Annotated in this window: 16 protein-coding genes and 1 rRNA gene; 7 read left to right on the forward strand and 10 right to left on the reverse strand. The window is 71.2% G+C overall.

The window, feature by feature from the left end; all coding sequences use genetic code 11:
* Positions 1–117 (forward strand): 5S ribosomal RNA (rrf, locus tag MTP10_RS37120).
* Positions 118–579: 462 nt separating this feature from the next.
* Here the strand turns inward: rrf and MTP10_RS37125 are convergent.
* Together MTP10_RS37125 and MTP10_RS37130 are read right to left on the reverse strand one after the other, a co-directional pair.
* Entirely contained in the window at positions 580–1,104 is a 525-nt protein-coding gene (locus MTP10_RS37125; RefSeq protein ID WP_310715948.1) for a hypothetical protein, read from the reverse strand.
* Positions 1,105–1,351: 247 nt separating this feature from the next.
* Positions 1,352–2,365, reverse strand: a complete 1,014-nt coding sequence (locus MTP10_RS37130; protein WP_310715951.1) for a phosphodiester glycosidase family protein — start codon at positions 2,363–2,365, stop codon at positions 1,352–1,354.
* Between MTP10_RS37130 and MTP10_RS37135 the strand changes: the two genes are divergently transcribed.
* A complete protein-coding gene (locus MTP10_RS37135; RefSeq protein WP_310715952.1) occupies positions 2,345–4,168 on the forward strand; it encodes a hypothetical protein in 1,824 nt (607 codons plus the stop codon). The two genes, MTP10_RS37130 and MTP10_RS37135, sit on opposite strands and share 21 nt — an antisense overlap.
* Positions 4,169–4,233: 65 nt before the next feature.
* Positions 4,234–4,458 (forward strand): hypothetical protein, encoded by a 225-nt coding sequence (locus MTP10_RS37140; RefSeq protein ID WP_310715954.1) that lies wholly within the window; start codon positions 4,234–4,236, stop codon positions 4,456–4,458.
* On the opposite strand, the gene MTP10_RS37145 is transcribed toward MTP10_RS37140, so the two are convergent.
* Positions 4,434–5,096, reverse strand: coding sequence for a hypothetical protein (locus MTP10_RS37145; RefSeq protein WP_310715955.1), 663 nt, complete (start codon positions 5,094–5,096; stop codon positions 4,434–4,436). The two genes, MTP10_RS37140 and MTP10_RS37145, sit on opposite strands and share 25 nt — an antisense overlap.
* A gap of 103 nt (positions 5,097–5,199) precedes the next feature.
* Here MTP10_RS37145 and MTP10_RS37150 point away from each other — a divergent pair, with 103 nt between their 5' ends.
* On the forward strand, positions 5,200–5,892 hold the full coding sequence (locus MTP10_RS37150) for a TetR/AcrR family transcriptional regulator (protein ID WP_310715956.1): 693 nt from the start codon (positions 5,200–5,202) through the stop codon (positions 5,890–5,892).
* 160 nt (positions 5,893–6,052) lie between these two features.
* On the opposite strand, the gene MTP10_RS37155 is transcribed toward MTP10_RS37150, so the two are convergent.
* Both MTP10_RS37155 and MTP10_RS37160 read right to left on the reverse strand, forming a co-directional pair.
* Positions 6,053–6,427, reverse strand: coding sequence for a hypothetical protein (locus MTP10_RS37155; RefSeq protein WP_310715958.1), 375 nt, complete (start codon positions 6,425–6,427; stop codon positions 6,053–6,055).
* 263 nt (positions 6,428–6,690) lie between these two features.
* Complete coding sequence (locus MTP10_RS37160; protein ID WP_310715959.1) at positions 6,691–9,957, reverse strand: BTAD domain-containing putative transcriptional regulator; 3,267 nt, start codon at positions 9,955–9,957, stop codon at positions 6,691–6,693.
* A 95-nt stretch (positions 9,958–10,052) separates the two neighbouring features.
* On the opposite strand from MTP10_RS37160, the gene MTP10_RS37165 reads away from it, so the two are divergent.
* Genes MTP10_RS37165 through MTP10_RS37175 form a run of 3 tightly spaced genes read left to right on the forward strand, consistent with a single transcriptional unit; the run spans position 10,053 to position 11,172 of the window.
* Positions 10,053–10,415: a hypothetical protein gene (locus MTP10_RS37165; protein WP_310715961.1), complete on the forward strand. Its 363-nt coding sequence runs from the start codon at positions 10,053–10,055 to the stop codon at positions 10,413–10,415.
* Positions 10,412–10,843 carry a MerR family transcriptional regulator gene (locus MTP10_RS37170; RefSeq protein WP_310715963.1) on the forward strand — a complete coding sequence of 144 codons (432 nt, stop codon included), beginning with the start codon at positions 10,412–10,414 and terminating at the stop codon, positions 10,841–10,843. The genes MTP10_RS37165 and MTP10_RS37170 overlap by 4 nt, the downstream gene beginning before the upstream one ends.
* Positions 10,840–11,172 (forward strand): YnfA family protein, encoded by a 333-nt coding sequence (locus MTP10_RS37175; RefSeq protein ID WP_310715965.1) that lies wholly within the window; start codon positions 10,840–10,842, stop codon positions 11,170–11,172. Before MTP10_RS37170 ends, MTP10_RS37175 begins: the two co-directional genes overlap by 4 nt.
* 2 nt (positions 11,173–11,174) lie before the next feature.
* On the opposite strand, the gene MTP10_RS37180 is transcribed toward MTP10_RS37175, so the two are convergent.
* From MTP10_RS37180 to MTP10_RS37200, 5 genes are all read right to left on the reverse strand, one after another.
* On the reverse strand, positions 11,175–12,626 hold the full coding sequence (locus tag MTP10_RS37180) for an OmpA family protein (protein WP_310715967.1): 1,452 nt from the start codon (positions 12,624–12,626) through the stop codon (positions 11,175–11,177).
* 120 nt (positions 12,627–12,746) lie between these two features.
* On the reverse strand, positions 12,747–16,499 hold the full coding sequence (locus MTP10_RS37185; RefSeq protein WP_310716117.1) for a beta-ketoacyl synthase N-terminal-like domain-containing protein: 3,753 nt from the start codon (positions 16,497–16,499) through the stop codon (positions 12,747–12,749).
* On the reverse strand, positions 16,499–16,669 hold the full coding sequence (locus MTP10_RS37190; protein ID WP_310715969.1) for a hypothetical protein: 171 nt from the start codon (positions 16,667–16,669) through the stop codon (positions 16,499–16,501). The genes MTP10_RS37185 and MTP10_RS37190 overlap by 1 nt, the downstream gene beginning before the upstream one ends.
* Positions 16,670–16,946: 277 nt before the next feature.
* Positions 16,947–20,501: a DNA polymerase III subunit alpha gene (gene dnaE, locus MTP10_RS37195; protein WP_310715971.1), complete on the reverse strand. Its 3,555-nt coding sequence runs from the start codon at positions 20,499–20,501 to the stop codon at positions 16,947–16,949.
* Positions 20,502–20,670: 169 nt separating this feature from the next.
* Positions 20,671–21,015, reverse strand: a complete 345-nt coding sequence (locus tag MTP10_RS37200; RefSeq protein WP_310715973.1) for a hypothetical protein — start codon at positions 21,013–21,015, stop codon at positions 20,671–20,673.
* Between the last annotated feature and the right edge of the window lie 22 nt (positions 21,016–21,037).

Genomic DNA, 21,037 nt, shown 5'->3' on the forward strand with positions numbered 1-21,037 from the left:
TACGGCGGTTATGGCGGGAAGGAAACACCCGGTTACATTCCGAACCCGGAAGTTAAGCTTCCCAGCGCCGATGGTACTGCACTCGGGAGGGTGTGGGAGAGTAGGTCACCGCCGGACAATCTTTGATAGGAGAGGGCTCCACCCGGAGCTTCTCGGGCCAGTGATGGTTCCGGGAGGCGGAGGGTGGGGCCCTTTCTTGCGTTGTACGCGTCCTGAGGGGTGCGCGTCCTGAGGTGTACGGGTCCTGAGGTGTACGGGTGCGGTTGTAGCACGGGGCATATCGTCGGTCGGCCATGGGGGCTGTACCGGGCAGTTACGTTGGGGAGGCCTGTGCGTCGTGCTGGTGTTGGTTGAGCCGGCATTCCGTTGGCTCAGTGTCTCTGTTGGACTGGCATTCACGTGGGGCCGGCATTGGGGCGTTCACGAATAGGCGTGGCCTGCACCGAGTCGGGGGATGGTGATGACCGCTTCCCGTAACCCAACTGATCGTTTCCCAACTGTTCGGCGCCTTCAGGTACCGACAGCGCTCTGCGCGCGGCACACATCGGCGTCGAACCGGGAGGTCGTGCACCGTGGGGTTCAGGGCCCATCGGTCCAGATGTACCAAGGGCCCTTGAGATGCTCGTACCAGACCTCGTTCGGGCCCGGTACCCGATCCGGGATGTAGGCGAAGCCGTAGCTCTTCCATCCCCAGGTGAATGAGGTGACCATGAACTGCGCTCCTCCCGGGATCTTCTCCGTGTAGCCCACCTGATACAGGCCCCGCCACCGATCACGGCCATCGTCGTCGTCGCGCACCGACATGGCGTAGCGCTCCAGGCTCGATTCCGACAAGGCGAAGCGCATGTGCAGGGGTGCGTCGACCGTGACCAGCAGCACGGTGCCCAGCACCAGTACGAGTGGGACGAACATCCAGGGCGCCCGCCCCCGCGCGCCTTCACCTAGCAGCGCGGACCAAATGATGGCGAGCGCCAGCCAGTACAGCGCCAGCAGCGATGCCCAGTAGGACAGGCCGGGAGCGCTCAGCTCAAAGAGCGTCAGAAGCGAGGCGAGCCCGATGGCGCCGGTGAAAAGCAGGGCGAGGGGTTTGCGAGCGAGGCGCATGGGGCGATCTTTCCCTATGCCGGGGCCAAGCACATCGGGCCCGGCTGACCTGAAGATCGGGAACGTGTGGCCGAGCGTCGGCGCGACCATAGACCCCTGAAACGACAAGATCCCGCCTGATCGTGATGATCAGACGGGATCCCGGGGACTGTGCGAAGAATCTGAGAATGGAGCCGTCTGAGGGGCGGCACAGACGGGGGCGAGCGCGAGGTGTCGCGCCCGCCCCCAGGGCCCGGGTGTCCCGTCGTTACTTGGGCATGATCAGCAGGGCGTCGCCGACCCCGCGCTCCACCCCGTCCGACGGGTGGTTGACCACCTTGTCGCCCACCACCATGGCCGTGGAGCCGCCGCCGTCCAGGTTGATGGCCTCCTTGGCGCCGAGCCAGCGCATGAACCGGGCCGCCTCGATGAAGTTGGCCCCCACCGAGGCCCCCGGCTGGCGGCCGTCGATGACGGCCACGATGAGGCTGCCGTTGCGGGTCGTGCCGAGCAGGGTGCGCGGGTGCCGGCGGAGGATCATGTTGAGCGAGTCGTGACCGTTGAGCTTGGCCGTGATCTTGGTCTTGCCGTTGCGGACCAGGCCCACGCTGCCGGCGATGACGCTCACGTCCGGGGTCAGCTTGATGGCCGAGCGCTTGCGCAGGTCGACGACCTTGGTGTCGATCCTGAGCGTGGTGCCGTCGGTGGCGTGCGCGGCGAGCCAGTCGGTGGCGACGCCGGTGCCGTGCAGCACCCGCGTGCCGCGCGCCACGTCGGCGCCCGGCGCTCGGGTGCCGACGACCTTGCCGGTGGCGTCGATCACCACGTCGACGCCGTCGTCGGCCGGGGTCTTGGCGCCGAACTCCTCGGTGTAGAGGACCAGCTCGTCCGCGGCGGCGGCCCGGTTGAGGCCGTTGACCGGGCTCTTGGAGCCGTCCTGCGCGATGGCCGTCACCGTGGTGCTGACCTCGGTGATGCGGGCCGTGCGGCCCTTGAGGACGACGGCGGAGCGGCCGGGCACGGCCTCGCTCAGCAGCTTGCCCGCCACCACCGACGCGCCGACCGGCTCGCCCTGGAGGTTCTTGGCGGTGTGGATGTTGAAGAAGCCGCCGTTGACGGCCGCGACCGCGTGCGCGGCCTTGGCCATGGCGGAGACCTTCTCGCGGGCGGCGACGCTGGTACCGAGGGAGGAGGCGTACGAGCCGCGGAACGTCCGGGCGTCGATCATCATGACCTTGACGCTCCACGGGCCGGTGGTGTCGTGGCCGTCGTCGCCGACCACCCCGAGCTGACCGGCGACCCCATGCTCGACCGGCTGATCGAGGCCGCCGCCGCCGACCGGGACCTGGAGGCCGTTCGCGCGCTGCGCGCGCTGCTCAGGGACCGCGGCGCGGTGCGCGTGCTGAGTCAGCTCGCCCCGGTCTTCGGCGAGGTCCTCGCCCTGCGGGCGCTGCTGGACGAGAACCCGCTCAACGACGCGACCGCCTGGCTGATCGCCACCGGAACGGGCTTCGCCACGGCCGACCCGATCACCGGCATGAGCAACCGGGCCGTCGCCGCCCTCGACACGGGGGAGGGGGCCGCGCGCCGGATCGAGCTGGCCGAGGCCGAGGCCGCGCGCCTGGCCGCGAAGGGATCCCTCCTCGGCTTCCTGCGCAACATCAGCGCGGTCGGCACCACGGGCCGGATGCTCATCCAGAGCGTCGAGGGCCCCGACGGGGTGGTGCGCCACGTCGTCCAGGCGCCCGGCATGCGGGCGGGCCGGCCCGACCACGACTCGCCCCAGGACCTGCTCGGCGCCTTCAGCAGCGCCGTGCTGGCCCGCAGCCCCTACAGCCGTGCCGTGGCGCTGGCCGTCGCCGACTACGGCCTGCCCCAGGGCGCCGAGCTGGCCCTCATCGGGCACAGCGCGGGCGGCGCCGCCGTCATGAACCTCGCGCAGGACGCGGGATTCTGCGCCCGCTACACCGTCACCCACGCCGTCGCGGTCGGCTCTCCCGTCGACTTCAAGCGGCCCGCCGACCCGCGCACCTGGGTCGCCAGCGTCACCAACCAGCACGACATCGTTCCCACTCTCGACGGGCAGGGCGCGGGCGGCTGCTTCGACCTGCACCCCGACTGGTACGTGGTGGACTACGCCGACCCCACGCACCTGTTCCCGCTCTGCCACAGCGTCGAGCGCTACATCGCCAACCTCGCCGACGACCTCCCCGAGGCCCGTGACCGGATCGACGGGCGCCTCGCGCCCTACCGGGGGGCGGTGGTGCGCACACAGGCGTACCAGCTGTTCGACCGGGCTCCCCGGCCCGAGGGGTTCCCGTTCCTCGCCGTGCCCACCCACACGGTGCCGGGTCCGGAGGGGCCCGTGGAGCTGCCGATCAGGTGCCAGGACGGCAGCGCCCTCACGGCGTACTTCGCCGCGGACGCGGGCGCGGCGGCGGCGCTGCTGAAGGGCACCGGGCTGGCCCCGGCCGTGCGGGTGGCCGGGCGCGCCGTCGTCGCCGTGCACGCCGCCTGGAACCGTCGTACGAGCGTGGGAGCCTACCGCGAGCTGCACCTCGGCGTCGTCGTGCCCGGCCCGTGGCGGTCCCGGCCGGTGCTCGTCTGGCCGGATCTGCCGCGTGGCGCCGACCGGCGGCGCTCGGGTGGCTTCCTGGCCGGCTCCGTGGTGGACGCCGCCGCCGTCTCCGCGCTGGCGCCGCGGTTGTGGGGTGGGGAGCCGTACCTGGCGCCGCTGGAGTTCGAGCTGACCGCGAGGTCGGTGCGCGTCGCCGTCGGCGCTCCCGGGGACCGGCTGCTCACCCTGCGCGGGCGCCTCGGCCCCGGACTGCCCGTGGGCGATCGCGACCTGGTCGGCTACGCGCGGGCGGCGGACACGACGCTGCGCTCGTGCGTGCGCACCCGCGGCGCGGCCCGTCTGCATCCCGTTCCACGGCTGCGGCTGGCCGTCGAGCCGCGCTCGGCCGATCCGCTGGCCCGCCGGCTGCGCGAGCTGGGCCTCGACGGCGCGCGCCCGCTGCTGTGCCTGTCGGCCACCACCCGCCAGACGCTCCGGGACGCCGCCGTCCCGGTGCCGGCCCCCTGACCGGAGGACCGATGCCCGCCGATCCCACGACGCCCGCGGAGAGTCCGGCGCCCCGGAGATCTCCTGTGATCGCCGCCCATGCCGTGGTCCTGGAGTCCGACGCCCGCGCGCTCGCCGAATGCGCCGAGCGCCTGCGCGCGATCGAGGCCGGGCTGAAGGCCGCCGGCGTCGCGCCGCCCTGGCTGTGCCAGGCCGTCGAGGCCCACGTGGCCGCCTGCGCGACGGCCGCCGCCGACCTCGCCACGGCGGCGGCCCGCCTGCGCCGCTACGCCGGGACGGCGCGCCCCTGACGCAGGGGGCGTACCACGGCCCAGACGAGGGCGCCCACCGCGAACCCGTAGACCGCCACCAGCCCGTGCCCGTTGTCCTGCGCGAACCACAGCGCCAGCCCGAGCGCCGGCGCCGCGAGCGCGAGCAACCTCTCCTTGGGGGCGCGGGCGCGCAGCAGCAGGGCGCCGGCCAGGGTCGCGGCGAGGAAGTACGTCGCCCCGGAGCTGCCGGCGAAGTTGCGGGGATCGGTGCTGTCGCTCGCGAGCCCGAGCAGGGCGTCGATGTGCTCCGGCAGGAGCGCGCCGGCCAGGAACAGCGCGAGCATCAGCGGGCCGCTCCAGAACCATGCGGCCAGGACGGCGATGACGGCCAGGGTGACGATGTTCCAGGCCGCTCCGCTGACGCCGCCGTTCTGCATGAAGACCGAGGTGACGCCCCGCCACCAGCCCGTCTTGCTCGGGTCGGCGTCCAGGGCCGCCATCGCCCCGTGCCAGGACGCCTGAATCGCCACCCCGGCCACGGCCACGGCGGTCAGCCCCACGGCGGCCCAGGGGATGGGGCGCCGTCCTGCCGTCTCCGGCCCCACCAGGGTTCGCGCGCAGGTGAACATGAGCACCAGCAGCGCGGCCGTGGTCACGTTGAACAGCAGTACGTCCATCCGGCCGCCTCTTTCAAACAGTGTTTGAATTCTCTGCGCCGACTCTAGCGCTGCCGGCGCCGCGATTCAAACGCTGTTTGAAAAGCACGCTAGGGTGAGCGGCGTGAAGCTGACCACGGATCGGATCGTCGACGCGGGCATGGCCGCCTTCGCCGAAGTGGGCTACCAGGGCCTGTCCATGCGGCAGGTGGCCGAGCGGCTCGACGTGCACGCGGGGAGCCTCTACTACCACGTGCGCAACAAGAGCGCCCTGCTGCGGCTCATGGCGGACCGGGTGGCCCGGCAGGCGTACGACGCCGGCACGGAGGCGCTGGCCGCCCTGCCGGAGGAGGCGGACTGGCGCCGGCGCGTCGAGGTCCAGGTCGTCACGCTGCGCGAGAGCATCAAGCGGCACGCCGGCGGGGCGATCCTGCTCGCCGGCAGCCCCAAGGTGCTCAGCGCGGGGGCGCTGTCCCTGATGGAGCGGCTGCTGCGGACCCTGGCCGACGCCGGCGTGCCGGCCGAGGACCTCATCGTCGTCGCGGACACGCTGCTCAGCCACGTCACCGGGTTCGTGCTGCAGGAGCAGAGCGAGTCGCAGACCCCCGCCATCGGCGAACAGGAGCTCGCCGACCTCCGCGCCCGCTATCCGCTGACCGTCGCCACCGCGCCGATCCACGACCAGGACGAGAGGTTCCTCCGCAGCGTGCGGTTGATCTGCGCCACGGTCCGGGCTCGCCGCGAAGGGTGGGGATGCGAGTGTGCCGCCGTACCTCGAAGCATGCCGGGGGTTGAGCTGCGTCACGAGACGGAGTGAAGTGGCCGGTTGATGCCGTAGGCACCCGAAGGGCGGAGCGGAGCGACGTTTGCCGGCGACTGCACGGCCCCCTACATGATCATGAGAAACCCGGCACCGGGAGGAGTCGTCCCGCGCCGGGTTACTTGTGCGCTCTGGGGGCGGTCAGAGCAGAGGCGCGTCAGCGGACGCGGGCGCAAGTGGCGGGGACGTACCCCTTGTTGACCTCGAAGCCGACTTCGTCGCGCGTGGGCTTGATATTGACCTGGAACCAGTTGCGACCACTTGCTCCGCATTTGGGGGTGTACGAATTGCTGCCGTTGCCGCGGACGAACTGGCAGGAAGTGAGAACGCTTTTAGTCTTGCGCGTCTGCAACACCTGCGCGTTGTTGTGGGCGAACTCTCGGACACCGACGTTGGATCCCGTGATGACGATCTGGCGGCAGGCAGAGGCGGCGGGTGCCTGGCTCTGCGCCTGGGCGCTGGCGGGAACGGTTATGAGAACGAATGCGGCGGCGAGGACCGGCGCGGCGATGGTGGTACGGGTGGTTAACATGGCGCTCCTTGTCTCGGAAAGGAATTGCTTGTGTGTGGGGATGTACGGGGGCGAGCGTGAGCTGGGTTCAAGGGTTTGTGAGAAATATGAGGAAAGTTCGATTTCGAGAAACCGCTGTTTCCGGAAAGGGCAGTACAGAAAGGGGAGGTTTCCGGAAGAGAGTTTTCACAGTGACACGCTGCGTGATGTCGGATTTCCGGAAAGCGCGGTGTCCAGATGGGGAGTCCCCGGCAGGGCGGCTGTGCCGCCGCCCCTGACCGGGCTCACCGGTCGGTACGCGTCCGTGGACGAGTCCCTGTCGGGCGTCGAGAACCTGGTGCTGCCGAGCCGCCTGGGCCGACGATCCGATGCTGTTGTCCGCGCTGGTCAGAAGGCTGGACGGGACCGGTGTCACCGCCGACGAGCTGGGCCTGCGCCAGCCGGTCCAGCGCCTCCCGCCTCGGCATCTCCGCGCCCTGGCGGTAGGCCGCCCGGTACGCCTCCTCGCCCAGCCGTCCGGCGAGGCCGGCGACCACCACGCGCAGCTCCGGGTCGCCCTCGTCGAACCAGCCGCGGATGACCGCGCTCATCCCCAGCGCCGTCGCCGCCCCGGCCGGGTCGTCCTCGAGCGCCAGCAGCCACCCCAGCAGCTCGGCGGCCCAGGCCAGGGCGTTCGCCTGGCCATGGGCGAACACCATGCGGACGACACCGGGCAGCAGCTCACGCGCCGGCCCCGCCGCTCCCTCCGCCAGCCGGTTGGCCATCCTGAACCCGGCGACCGCGTCGCCGGGCAGCCCCTCGGACGGCAGCCGCCGGGCCAGCTCCTCCATCCGGTCCAGGGTTCGGTGGGCCCGCTCCACGTCCTTCGCCAGGCGGTACGCGGTGGCCAGGGAGGACAGCATGTTGGCCTCGATGCGCCGGTGACCGCGCTCCTTGGCCTGGCGCAGGGCGGCATGGATGTCCCGCAGGGCGCCGTCCAGGTCGCCGCTGTTCATCCGCGCCCGCGCGAGCCTGGACCGGGTCCAGTAGAGGTGCATCTCCGTGCCGAGCTCGGAGCCGATCGCGACGGCTCGCTGCGCGGTGGCGACGGCCTGGTCGTGCTCGGCCCGCAGCGAGTGGTCGCGGCTGACACGGAGCAGACTCATCACCAGTCCCCACCGGTCGCCGACCGCCTCGAAGCCGCGCAGCGCCTCCTGCCTGCTCCGGGCGCCGGTGGTCAGGTCGCCCCGCTCCACCCGGATGTGGTCCTGCGTCCACAGCACGCTCGCCCGCACCCATGGGTCTGGAGAGCGCAGCGCCTCCTGGAGCTGGCGTTCCACCAGCTCGGAGCCGTCGGGGACGGACGCCAGCTGCGCCATCCGCAGCATCGGCAGCGCGGGATGGAACGCCGCCACCGCCGCCGGGTCCGCGTCCGGCACCCGCTCGCCGCCGAAGAGGGGGCCGGCGGCGCCCCGCATCACGCCGAAGGCGTCGCGAACGTGGGCGGGCAGCGCGTCGCCGAGCTTGAGCACCTCCTCCACGGACGTCGCGCACTGGCTGGTCATCCCCCTGAGCCCCCAGTACCAGAACAACGACCTGACGAAGCCGGACGCCATGGGCGTGTCCCGGGCGTCCAGGGCCGTCCGCAGCCCGAAGGCCAGGTTGTCGTACTCGGCGTCGAAGACAGCGATCGCGCGGAGCTGGTCCCCGGTGCGCAGCAGCGGCTCGTGCTCCTCGGCCAGCGCCAGGAAGTGGCCGGCGAACCGGGCGGACACGTCATCACCGGACGCGGCCAGCCGGGACGCGGCGTACGCCCTGATCGTCTCCAGCATGCGGTAACGGTCGCCGGCCTGCTGGACGATGGACTTCTCGACCAGGGAGCCGACCACGTACAGCACGTCCTCCGCCGGCAGGGATTCGTCCGGGCAGACCGCCTCCAGCGCCGCCAGGCTCGCACCGCCGGGGAACGCCGACAGCCTGCGCGCCAGCACCCGCTCGGGCTCGTCCAGCAGGTCCCAGCTCCACTCGACCAGGGCCAGCAGCGTGCGCTGGCGCGGCAGCGCGGCCCTGCTGCCCGACGTCAGCAACCGGAACCGGTCGTCCAGCCGGCGGGCGATCTGCTCCACGCCCATCGAGCGCAGCTTCGCCGCCGCCAGCTCCAGGGCCAGCGGCATCCCGTCGAGCCGGCGGCAGATCTCCACCACGGCGTCCACCGTGGACGCGTCGAGCGCGAACCCCGGCCGCACACTCGCGGCGCGGTCGACGAACAGGCGCACCGCCGCCGCCCCGGCCGCCTCCTCCGGCTCCGGCTCTCCCGAGGGCACGTCCAGCGGGCCCAGGTGGCACAGCGACTCCCCGGTGATCGCCAGCGGCTCCCTGCTGGTGGCCAGGATCCTCAGCTGCGGCAATCGCTCCAGCAGCCGATCGGCCAGTGCCGCCACCTCCTCGACCAGGTGCTCGCAGTTGTCCAGCAGCAGTACGGCGTCGCCGACGTCGAGCCGCTCGACCATCCGGTCCGCCGGATCGGCCTGCCGCGGCTGCCCGCTGCCGTACAGGCCGCCGAGCGCGCCGAGCACCGCGTCGGCCAGCTGGTCCGGCTGCCCCACACCGGCCAGGGGCACGAACCACACCCGGCCGCGCCCGCAGGCCCGGTCACGGGACACCGCCTCCAGCGACAGCCTCGTCTTGCCGGCCCCTCCGGGCCCGACGATCGTCACCAGCCGGAAGGCGGCCATCAGCCCAGCGAGCCGGTCGAGCTCGTCCTCCCTGCCGACGAAGCTGGTGAGCTGCGCCGGCAGCCGGCTCGCCGCCGCCTCGGGCCGCACCACCGGCCGGTCCAGCTCGCCGCGCAGCAACGCCAGATGGACCTCCTGCAGCTCGGGCGACGGATCGCCGCCGAGCTCCTCGCCCAGCCTGCCGCGGATCTCCTCGTACCCCGCCAGGGCGTCCGACTGACGTCCCGCCGCTGACAGGGCCCGCATCCGCAGCTCCGCCGTACGCTCGCGCAGAGGGTGCGCGGCGGCCACCGCGCCGAGGTCCGCCGGCACCTCGGCGTGCCGGCCCAGCCGCACCTCCGCGTCGCAGCGGTCCTCCAGGGCCGCGACCCGCAGCTCGTCCAGCCGCGTGGCGGCGTTGCGGGCGAACGGGGCCTCCAGCACATCCGCCAGCGCCGCGCCCCGCCACAGGTCCAGGGCGGCGCCGGACAGGGCGGCGGCCTCCTGGAGCCGGCCCGCGGCCAGCTCCCTCCGGCCCTGCCCGGCCAGCTCCTCGAACCGGTGCGCGTCCACGTCCTCGGCCCGTACGGGCAGCCGGTAGCCTCCCGCCACCAGCTCCACCGTCCCCACCCCCACCAGGGCCCTGCGCAGCCGGGACACCAGCCCCTGCAACGCCGCCGACGCCCCGGCGGGCGCCTCGGCGCCCCACAGATCGTCGATGAGCGAGTCGGCGGACACGGGCCGGCCCGCCTCCAGAGCCAGCCGGGCCAGCAACATGCGCAACCGGGCACCGGCGATCTCCACCGGCTTCGCGTCGTCGCCGTGGACCTGCACCGGGCCGAGCAAGACAATTCGCACGCGGACAGCCTGCCACGCCGGCCGGAGTTGCATCCCGTACCCAGGTACAGGGTTACCGTCGAGCACAGACACGTTCACGGCCACTGGAGGCATCCATGGAATGGGCGCCGGCGGAATGCACTCTGCCGACCGAGGAACGCCCGCTGCGCGTGGCGGAGTTCGACGAGCTGTTCGCGACGGCCCTGCGGGGGCTGGAGCGGATCGGACCTACGCACCTGCGGCTCGCACTGGACGGCGGACCCCAGGTGGAGGAGACCACGCGCGGCCTGACCGCCAGGGAGACGAGCTGCTGCTCCTTCTTCACCTTCTCTCTCACCACCGGCTCTCCCACCACCGGCTCCCTCACCGCTGACGGCGCGCGGCTGGTCCTGGACGTGAAGGTGCCCTCCGCCCATGCCGGCGTGCTCGACGGCCTCCAGGCTCGCGCGCTCCGTAGTGCCCCGCGGGTCTCGCCGTGAACGGCGGGTGGCTGCGCACCGGTGAGGTCGCCAGGGCCGTAGGGGTCAACGCGCAGACGTTGCGCTACTACCATCGGCGTGGCCTGCTACGAGAGCCGCGCCGGACCTACGGCGGCCATCGGCTGTATCCGCCGGAGACCGTGGTCGCGCTGCGTGCGATCAAGGCGGCCCAGAAGCTCGGCTTCACCCTGGACGAGATCGCCGACCTCGGCATTTCCGGGCACGGTCTGCTGGTGCGGGCGCCGGCGAAGCTCGCGGAGGTCGAGCGGCGGATCGAGGACCTCCGAGCAGTCCGGGAGACGCTGATCCAGGCGGTGAACACCGGATGCGACGATCTGGTGGAGTGCGCCACGAGCCCGCACTGCCCGCTGCCGTTCGCCGAGCGGGATCGGCTTCCCGGCGGCGATCCCCTACAGTCGGATTCGTGACGGTCGCGCGCTCTCTCCTGCTGTTCGTGCTCGCGGCGCTCGCCGAGATCGGCGGGGCCTGGCTGATCTGGCAGGGAGTCAGAGAGCAGCGCGGGCTGCTGTGGATCGGCGCCGGGGTGATCACTCTCGGCCTGTACGGGTTCGTCGCCACGTTGCAGCCGGACGCCCACTTCGGCCGCATCCTCGCCGCCTACGGAGGCGTGTTCGTGGCGGGCTCCCTGCTGTGGGGCGTGGTGGTGGACAAGTTCCGCCCGGACCGCTGGGACGTCATCGGCTCGGCCATCTGTCTCATCGGCGTCCTGGTGATCATGTACGCCCCTCGCGGCTGAGCCTATCCGACAGGCACCTGAAGGTCGGCGAAGTCGGCGATCTTGACCTTCAAGGTGCCGGCCGTCTCGGGCAGCGCGAACAGGCTCCAGAATTCGCGTTGCCGGCCGGGGCCGAACTTCTCGGTGCTCAGGCGTACGCCGGACACGTCAGTGCAGGCGCAGTACGAGTCCACGCTGTCGCCGTCGGCCACCTGGAGGCGAGCGGGCAGATACCGGCGGCGGGCTTCCACGTCGGTCAGCGTGACGTTGAAGGCGGCCTGGTACTTGAACGACATCCAGTCCTTCGCATGGTGGAGCTCGTTGAACCAGGCCTCTTCCGCACCCTGGTTCGTGATCCGGTACGTCAGCAGCCCGAGGCCGCCCGGCAGCTTCCGCAGGCCGGTGATCTCCATGGAGATCGGCTGGCCGTCCGCCTTGCCGGTTCCCGTCAGGCCCGTCGCGCCGGGAGCGGGGGTCGTGGACGGCGCGACGGTCGCGGCCGGCTGGGGCTTGGCGAACGTCACGGTGACGCGGCGGTTGCGGCGTCTGCCCTCATCGGTGTCGTTGCTGTAGAGCGGACGGCGCGACCCGTATCCCTCAGCCTGAAAATCCACGCCCTGCCTCGTGACCACCCTGGACAGCGCCTGGCGCACGGCCTGGGCGCGGCGGGTGGACAAGGGGTCGTTGATGGCGTCGTTGCCGGAGGAGTCCGCGTGCCCTTCCACCTGCACGGTGGCGCCGGACGAGGCGTCGACGAGCTTCGCGGTGCGCGCCAGGATCACTTTCGCCCTGGGCGTGAGCGTGGCCTTGTTCACCGCGAACAGCAGGTCGGAAGAGAGATTGACGTGAAGATCCGTGCCGTCGTCGGCGGTCTCCTCCGACCTGTCGAGCGACTCGGACGGGGCGACCAGGCGGCGGGTGACGGTGGTGACGGGCTCGGCGTCCGGATCGGGGATCGTCATCCCGGGCGGCGTGACCGGTGGGTCGTCGCTGATCGGGACCTCCACCATCGGCGGTCCCACAGGTGTGACGACCGTGGCGGTGGAGGGGTCGCCTGAGGGAGCGGGCATGACCGCGTACAGGCTGATGGACTCACCCGGGTCGATGAAGTAGCCGAGGCCGTCACGGTCCTGATCGCTGCACAGACACGGGAAGTCGGCCGGCTGGTACGGCAGGATCCAGGTGCGCGCCCGCGCGTCGAGCACTCCGATGCCGGAGGCCCATCGGATCTCGCCGAGCGGGCGGGTGTTGTCGCCCAGCTCGCCCGTCCATGGCAGCCGCTTCTCGCTGCCTGTGTTGGTCAGCCTGACCTGGGCGATCAGGTGCTTGCCCTTGACCCGGTTCAGCCCGACGACCTCGACCTTGAGATTCTCGGTCATCGTGCTGGATGTCCGCGCCAGCGCCGGGCGGGTGTCCTGAGCGGCGCTGCTCGCGGCGGTCGAGGACGGCGGAGCGGAGGAAGGCAGCGTTGTCACCGGTGGAGCCGACATGCGCGGCCCGGCCTCGGGGGACTGGGCACAGGCCGAGGCCGCGCACAGAGCGATCAAGGGAATGACGATCCGGGAAGCCATTGTGGAGATATTGCCGCATTCGTATCAAGAGGGCGATTCGGCATCGTCGGCGCTCCCGCCGCCCGAGGCGGACACCAGCTCGGCGATGTAGTCGGAGACCGCGGCGACGGTCGGCTGCCGCCACAGCAGGGTCGTCGGCAGCGAGCATCGGAACCGTTTCTCCAGCCGCCGCCGGACGACCACCGTCAGCACCGAGTCCAGCCCCTGCTCGATCAGCGGACGGTGCGGCGACAGGTCCGTGGGGGCCAGCCGCATCTCCTCGGCGATCTGCGCGCCGACCTCCTCCAGCAGGAACGCGCGCAGCTCCTCAGGCCCCAGGCCGGCGATGGATTCGGCGGGCCGCACGCCGTCGGCGCCGTTCTCGGCGGGGGCCGGCGCGTCGATCACCGGATACCGGAGTCCCGACAGCCAGCCGACGACGGCGCCGGCGCGGTCGGTCACCCGTACCTGCACCGTGTCGGTGCGCTCGGGGTCGAGCCACACCTCGATGTCCACCATGTCCGGTGGCTCCCCGACCGTGACCAGCCGATCCACGTGCGTCACCATGCGAAGCAGCGGGTCGCCGGGGAACGCGCTCGGCGCCACCGACATCGCCGCGTCCAGGACGGGCGCCCACGTGGCGGCCGGCCCGCACCGTACCCGGGCGCGCAGCGCGCCGTGGCCGCGCAGCAGCTCCTCGACCGTCCAGTCGAACCCGGTGCCGGGTACGCCCACGGCGGCGAGCCGCTGCATGACCAGGTCCGGATCCGCCGGCGGGATCAGCCGCGCCGGCTGAGCCGGCGCCTCCCCCGGCGAGGCGGGCACCGTGGCGGTGGCGATCATCTGCCAGGCGGCGTCCGGTTCGCCCGCGGCACGGGCGGCCAGCCGCAGCCCGGTTCCCTGTCGTACGACCTGGACCTCGCGGCGCTCGGCGGTCAGCAGCGGCGCCGACATCGTCACCTCACCGAGCACCTGACCACCGGCGGCGGCGAAGAAGGTCGCCGCGAGCACCGCGGCCGGCACGATCTCCACGCCCTCGATGGCATGGCTGCCGGGATAGGGCCGGGTCTGGTCGTCCACGCCGGTCCGCCAGAGCCGTATGTCGGTGCCCGCGAGATCGACGCCGTCGCCGAGCAGCGTGTGCGTGTCCGGATCGTGGCCGCGACCGGCCATGTCGGGGGCCGACGGCGTCCGCCAGTGCCTGCGGTGCTGCCAGGGGTATGACGGGAGCACGACCGGCCCGCCGGACGGCTGCAGCCGATGCCAGTCCACATCGAGGCCGGCGCAGTGTGCTTCGGCCACGCCGGCCAGCAGGGTGGCCCGGGTGGGACGGTTCCGCCGCAACGACGCGCCGACGAAGACGTCGTGCCCGGCCGTGCTCAGCGTGTCCAGCACCGAGTGGGTGACCACCGGGTGGGGGGAGAGCTCGACGAACGAGCGGTATCCGTCGTCGGCGGCCGCCGCGACCGCGTCCGTCAGGCGCACCGGCCGGCGCAGGTTCGCGGCCCAGTACGCGCCGTCGAAGCCAGGGGCCGCCCGTGGATCGTCCAGCGCCGTCGAGTAGACGCGGATGTCGGGGGCGCCGACGGCGAGGTCGGCCGCGGCGGCGGTCAGGTCGGCCAGGAGCGGATCCATCTGCGGCCCGTGGAACGCCACGTCCGAGGTGACCCGGCGGGCCGGGATCCCCTCCTCGATCCAGCCGGCCAGCACCTCGGCCACGGCGTCCGGATCGCCGGAGACGACCGTCGAGCCGGGTGACGACGCGATCGCGGCGACCACGTCGGTACGGTCGCCCAGCAGCCGCGTCGCCTCGGCGAACGGCAGCTGCACCATGGCCATCGCACCACGGCCGGCGACCTGTCGCAGCAGTCGGGACCGGCGGCAGATCAACCGGGCGCCGTCCAGGCGGCTCAGCGCCCCGGCCGTCACGGCGGCGGCGATCTCACCGACCGAATGACCGATGACCGCGTGCGGACGCACCCCGTACTGACGCCACAGCTCGACGAGGCCGAGCTGCATCGCGAAAATCATGGTCTGGACGCGGTCCACCTCGGTCAGCTCGTCCTCGGTGAGGGCCTCCCGCGGCGAGAAGCCGATCTCGGCGGCGAACACCGGCTCCAGCTCGTCGATCACCGCGGCGAACGCCGGCTCGGTCGCCAGCAGCTCGCGGCCCATGCCGGCCCACTGTGAGCCGTGTCCGGAGAACACGAACACCGGGCCGGGACCGGGATCGACGAGCACCCGCCCGGTGGTCACCGCCTTGTGCGCGGCGCCGGTCGACAGGGCGCGCAGCCGGTCGGCCAGCGCGGCCGGGCTCTCCGCCGCCACCACCGCCCGGTGGGACAGGTGGGCTCGGCGCAGCGCGAGCGTGTGCCCGACGTCGGCCGCCGGCAGGTCGCCGACGACGCCGGCGAGGTTGCCGGCGGCCTGCAGCAACGCCGCCCGCGACGCGGCCGACACCGGATACAGCCGGCCCGCGGGCCCTCCGGCCGGCGGCCCTGCCGGCGGGGCCTGTTCGAGGACGACGTGGGCGATGGTGCCGCCGTAGCCGAAGGCGGAGACCGCGGCCCGGCGCGGATGCGCGGAGCCGGGCCACGGCGTCGGCTTGTCGACCACGCGCAGCCCGGCGCCCGCCCAGTCGACGGCCGGATTGGGCGTGTCGTGCCGGCTCGGCGGGAGCTCGCCGCGTTCGAGCGCCAGGACGGCCTTGACCAGGCCGGCGATGCCGGCGGCACCCTCAAGGTGACCGATGTTGGACTTGGCCGAACCGATCAGGCACGGCTGCTCCGCCGGCCTGCCCTTCCCGTACACGGCGCCCAGCGCGCCGGCTTCCAGGGGGTCGCCTATCGCGGTGCCGGTGCCGTGCGCCTCGACGTAACCGACCGTCTCCGGCTCGACGCCCGCCTGCCGCAGCGCGCGGCGCATGACGTGCTCCTGCGCCTGGCCGCACGGCGCCATGATGCCCGCGGTGCGACCGTCCTGGCTGACCGCGCTGCCACGGATGGTGGCGAGGACCCGGTCGCCGTCCCGTACGGCGTCGGCGAGCCGCTTGAGCACCACGACCGCCGCGCCCTCGCCCCGCCCGTACCCGTCGGCGGCGGCGTCGAACGACTTGCTCCGCCCGTCCGGTGCCAGCGTGCCGGCGGCGTCCAGGGTCAGCGTCTCGCCGGGGGACAGGATCAGGTTGACCCCGCCGGCCAGCGCCACGTCGGTCTCGCCGGCTCGCAGGGCCTGCACGGCCAGATGGACGGCGACCAGCGACGCCGAGCAGGCCGTGTCCACCGCCAGGCTCGGGCCGCGCAGGTCGAGCGCGTACGACACACGGTTGGCCACCGCGCAGGTGGCGGCGCCGATCCCGGTCCACGCCTCGATGTCGGGCAGGTCCTCCAGCAGCCGATGCCCGTAGTCGCCGGTGCAGACGCCCACGTACACGCCCGCGTCCGTGCCGGCCAGTCTGTCCGGCGACACCCCGGCGTGCTCCAGCGCCTCCCACGCGGTCTCCATCACGAGGCGCTGCTGCGGGTCCATCAGCTCCGCCTCGCGCGGCGAGAGCCCGAAGAACTCCGCGTCGAAGTCGGCGGCCCCATCCAGGAAGCTGCCGTGTGCGAGGGTCCGCCGTACCGCCGCCGCGTACGAGGGGCCGCGCTCGGCGTAGTCGCGCCAGCGGTCGGCGGGCGCCGGTCCGCTGGCGTCCCTGCCCTCGCACAGCAGGCTCCAGTACTCGTCCGCCGAACGGACGCCGCCAGGCAGGCGGCAGCCGATCCCGATCAGCGCGATCATTTCGGCCGGTCGATCCATCACACATCGCCTCCCTGGATCCGCGCCCACACGGGCGACTCGAGAAGCGCCACGACGGCGCCCGAGACGGTCACGCACGTGCCGCCGTCGAGGGCGTCTCCCACGCACGCGAGCAGGGAGTTCCACGGATTTCCGCCGACGACCGAGGCCTGTGCATGCGAATACGCCATCAACACCTCTGCTGGGGAAGGAACGAGCCTGCTGGGAGAGCTGTCGCATCGCCGATCAGAGATCGGCGAGATACTTACGGCGGTCTCGCGACCCGAGTGCTGACAGATGTGTCCGTGCGGTCAGCGCCGATGCTAACCGCATGATCCATTCACGGCTAGAGGTGTCATTCTTCGGATGGACCATGCATAATCTTCGAGCGCCGATGATCAACGCTCGCGCGGCGGAGGCAGGTCGGCGGCGCGTCGCTGACGACCAGGTCGACGCGCCGCCGCGCGGTCAGAGACTGATCGCCTCCGGCCCGAACAGCGCCTTGATGTCGGCCGCGAACGACGTCTCGGCGTTGACCGGGAACTCCGGGACGGCGAGCACGGTGGTCTTGCCGCTCGGCCGACGCAGATTGATCCGCAACGGCACGCTGCCCTCGTGCATCTTCAGCACGTTGCGCAGCTCCTCGACCAGCCTGTCGTTGAGACGGTCCTCGCGGATCTGGATGGTCACCGGGTGCCCGGAGTCGCTGGTCACGCTGGAGATGTCGATCGTGGTCAGATCCTGGGCGAAGATGCTGATCGCGCCGTCGCGGTTGTTGATCTGCCCGCCGACCGACGCGACGAGGTCCTCGCGCAGGTACGGCACATAGAGCTCGTACGTCTTCGGGAAGAACAGGCACTCCACCGCGGCGTCCATGTCCTCGACCGTGATGATCGCCCACATGTTGCCGGCCTTGTTGACCCGCTTGTCGACCTTGGTGATCAGACCGCACACCCGGACGTCGCCTCGGTCGTCCCGGCCGCTCTCCAGCAGGTCGGCGATCGTGGTGTCGCGGTTGCGCGCGAGCAGCCGCTCGGTGCCGGCCAGCGGATGGTCGGACACGTACAGGCCGAGCATCTCCCGTTCGAAGTCGAGCTGCGTCTTCTTGTCCCACGCCAGGTCCGGGATGGCGATGGTGAAGCTCTCGCCGTCGCCGGTGTCGGTCAGGCCGCCGAACAGCGAGTCCTGGCCGTGCGCCTCGTTCTTCTTGATGTCGATCACCGAGTCGACGGCCTGCTCGTGGATCATGAGCAGGCCCTTGCGCGGGTGGCCGAGCGAGTCGAACGCGCCCGCCTTGATGAGGGACTCGATGACCCGCTTGTTGCACACCACCAGCGGCACCTTGTCGAGGAAGTCGTTGAAGTCGGCGTAGGCGCCCTTCTCCTTGCGGCCCTTGACGATGCCCTCGACGACGTTCTCGCCGACGTTGCGGACGGCGCCGAGCCCGAAGCGGACCTTGTCGTCGCCGACCGCGACGAAGTCGAGCTGGGAGTCGTTGACGTCGGGCGGCAGCACCTGGATGCCCATCTTGCGGCACTCGGCCAGGTAGACGGCGGCCTTGTCCTTGTCGTCGCCGACGCTGGTCAGCAGGGCGGCCATGTACTCGGCCGGGTAGTTGGCCTTCAGGTAGGCGGTCCAGTAGGCCACCAGTCCGTATCCGGCGGTGTGGGACTTGTTGAAGGCGTAGCCGGAGAAGGGCAGCATGACGTCCCACAGGGCCTGGATCGCCTCGTCGGAGTAGCCGTTGCCGCGCATGCCGGCCTGGAAGTTGACGAACTCCTTGGCCAGGATCTCGGGCTTCTTCTTACCCATGGCGCGGCGCAGCAGGTCGGCGCCGCCGAGGGTGTAGCCGGCCAGCTCCCGGGCGACGGCCATGATCTGCTCTTGGTAGACCAGCAGGTGGAAGGTCGGGCCGAGGATGGGGTCGAGCGCGTCCTTCAGCTCGGGGTGGATGGGCTCGATGTCCTGGCGGCCGTTCTTGCGGTGCGCGTAGTTGGTGTGCGCGTTGGCCGCCATCGGGCCCGGCCGGTACAGCGCGAGCACGGCGGCGATGTCCTCGAACCGGCTCGGCTCCATCAGCTTGAGAAGCTGCCGCATGGGGCCGCCGTCGAGCTGGAACACGCCCAGGGTGTCGCCGCGGGCGAGCAGCTTGTACGTGGTCTCGTCGTCCAGGGGGAGGGTGAGGGTGTCGAGCTTGACGCCCCGGTTCTGCTCGATGATCTTGATGGCGTGGTCGATGATGCCCAGGTTCCGCAGACCCAGGAAGTCCATCTTGACCAGGCCCATTTCCTCACATGAGGGATAGTCGAACCCGGTGATGACCACGCCGTCCTTGTCCCGCTTGTGCATGGGGATCAGGTCCAGCAGGGGATGGGAGGAGAGGATCACCGCGGCGGCGTGGACGCCGGTCCCCCGGATCAGGCCCTCGATGCCGAGACCGGTGTCGATCACCTTCTTGACGTCCGGGTCGTTCTCGTACAGGGCGCGGATCTCCATGCCTTCCACGTAGCGGGGGTGATCCTTGTCGAACAGCTTCGCCAGCGGGACGCCCTTGCCCATGACGTCCGGCGGCATCGCCTTGGTGATCTTGTCACCCACCACGAAGGGGTACCCGAGGATGCGCGAGGCGTCCTTGACGGCGGCCTTGGCCTTGATCGTGCCGAAGGTGTTGACCTGGGCGGTGTACTCGCTGCCGTACTTCTCCGTGACGTAGGCCACCATGCGGTCGCGCTGGCGGTCGTCGAAGTCGAGGTCGACGTCCGGCGGGTTGATCCGCTCGGGGTTCAGGAACCGCTCGAACAGCAGGCCGTGCTCCAGCGGGTCGAGCTCGGTGATGCGGGTGGCGTAGGCGACGATCGAGCCGGTGGCGGACCCTCGGCCGGGGCCGACCGCGATGCCGTTCTCCCGGGCGTATCGGCAGATGTCGGCCACGACGAGGAAGTAGGACGAGAAGCCCATGGGGCCGATGACCTTCATCTCGGTCTCGTAGCGCTCCAGGACCTCGGCCGGCACCGGCGTGCCGTAGCGCATCTCCAGGCCGCGCTCGACCTCCTTGCGCAGCCACGACTCCTGAGTCTCGCCCTCCGGCACGTCCGGGTAGTCCGGCATCCGGTTCACCTCGGCGAACACGTCGCTGTAGTCGCCGACCATCTCGGCGACCAGCAGCGTGTTGTCACACGCCTGAGGCAGCTCGGAGAACAGCTCCCGCATCTCCGCCGCGCTCTTGAGGTAGTAACCCGAGCCGTTGAACCGGAACCGGTTCGGGTCGTCCTTGTTCTTGCCGACGCCCACGCACAGCAGGCTGTCGTGCGCGTCGGCCTGGTCCTCGGTCACGTAGTGGGAGTCGTTGGTGACCAGCAGCGGGATGTCGAGATCCTTGGCCAGGCGCAGCAGGTCGGCCCGCACCTCACGCTCGATGCTGATCCCGTGGTCCATCAGCTCCAGGAAGTAGCTGTCCTTGCCGAACATGTCCTGGTAGGCAGAGGCGACCTTGACGGCCTCGTCGTACTGGCCGAGCCGCAGCCTGGTCTGCACCGCCCCGGACGGGCAGCCGGTGGTGGCGATGATCCCTGAGGAGTGCTGGGAGATCAGATCCATGTCCATGCGCGGCTTGCCGTAGTAGCCCTCGAAGGAGGCGAGCGAGGACAACCGGAACAGGTTGCGCAGGCCATCGGCGTTCTTGGCCCACATGGTCATGTGCGTGAAGCGACCACCGCCGGAGACGTCCTTGCCTCCCTCGCCGTCCGCCACCCCGGTCTCGGCGCGGGCGCCCCAGAACACCTGCTTCTTGTGGAAGCGGTTGTCCGGAGCCACATAGGCTTCGATCCCGATGATGGGCTTGACGCCGCTGCCCTGGGCGACCTTCTGGAACTCGTAGGCGCCGAACATGTTGCCGTGGTCGGACATCGCGATCGCCGGCATCCCGAGCCGCTCGGCCTCGGCGAACAGCGGCCGGATCTTGGCCGCTCCGTCGAGCATGCTGTACTCGGTGTGTACGTGAAGATGCACGAACGAATCGCTCACCTGTTCCCCTTACCTTGCGCCCAGGCCGACTGCACGCATGAGCCTATTCCGTCCTCAGGGGCGGATGGGGCGAGGCGAGCCGGATGAGTGGGCACGGGAGTTCAGCAACCCGGCCGCGCTCCACTCGGGGAGCTCCGCACGGCTCCAGACGTGCTGCGGGCGCCATCCCCTACTGGCACCAGGACGCCTTGAGCCTGGACACGAAGATCTCGGTGACCTTGGGCTCCAGCTGCAACTGGATGGTCTGCCAGTCGCAGAAGTAGATCTTCTTGCCCGTGCTGACTCTCACGTAGCCCGACCATCCCCCCGCGTACAGGTGATCGCCGTAGGAGTTCAGGCCGAAGGACCCCCATGTGGTGATGGTCTTCACACAAATGCTGGTGCCACATTCGTAGTAGTACTTGAGATCGCCGGCCGCCCTCGCCGTGGCCGACGCCGCCGTGGGGGCGGCCACGATGCCGGCCGCGATTCCGATCGCACCGATCGTGCCGAGTGCCTTTGCCGTGACCTTCATGACAAACTCCTTCGTCTCTTCG

The organism is Nonomuraea sp. 3-1Str, from assembly GCF_031570565.1.
Taxonomy (GTDB): Bacteria; Actinomycetota; Actinomycetes; order Streptosporangiales; family Streptosporangiaceae; genus Nonomuraea.

What these genes read in the sequence shown, in the direction of transcription:
- MTP10_RS37125 (WP_310715948.1), bottom strand. Translation starts at nt 1,104, where the DNA reads ATGCGCCTCGCTCGCAAACCCCTCGCCCTGCTTTTCACCGGCGCCATC.
- MTP10_RS37145 (WP_310715955.1), bottom strand. Translation starts at nt 5,096, where the DNA reads ATGGACGTACTGCTGTTCAACGTGACCACGGCCGCGCTGCTGGTGCTC.
- MTP10_RS37155 (WP_310715958.1), bottom strand. Translation starts at nt 6,427, where the DNA reads ATGTTAACCACCCGTACCACCATCGCCGCGCCGGTCCTCGCCGCCGCA.
- MTP10_RS37165 (WP_310715961.1), top strand. Translation starts at nt 10,053, where the DNA reads ATGGAATGGGCGCCGGCGGAATGCACTCTGCCGACCGAGGAACGCCCG.
- MTP10_RS37185 (WP_310716117.1), bottom strand. Translation starts at nt 16,499, where the DNA reads ATGGATCGACCGGCCGAAATGATCGCGCTGATCGGGATCGGCTGCCGC.
- MTP10_RS37190 (WP_310715969.1), bottom strand. Translation starts at nt 16,669, where the DNA reads ATGGCGTATTCGCATGCACAGGCCTCGGTCGTCGGCGGAAATCCGTGG.
- MTP10_RS37200 (WP_310715973.1), bottom strand. Translation starts at nt 21,015, where the DNA reads ATGAAGGTCACGGCAAAGGCACTCGGCACGATCGGTGCGATCGGAATC.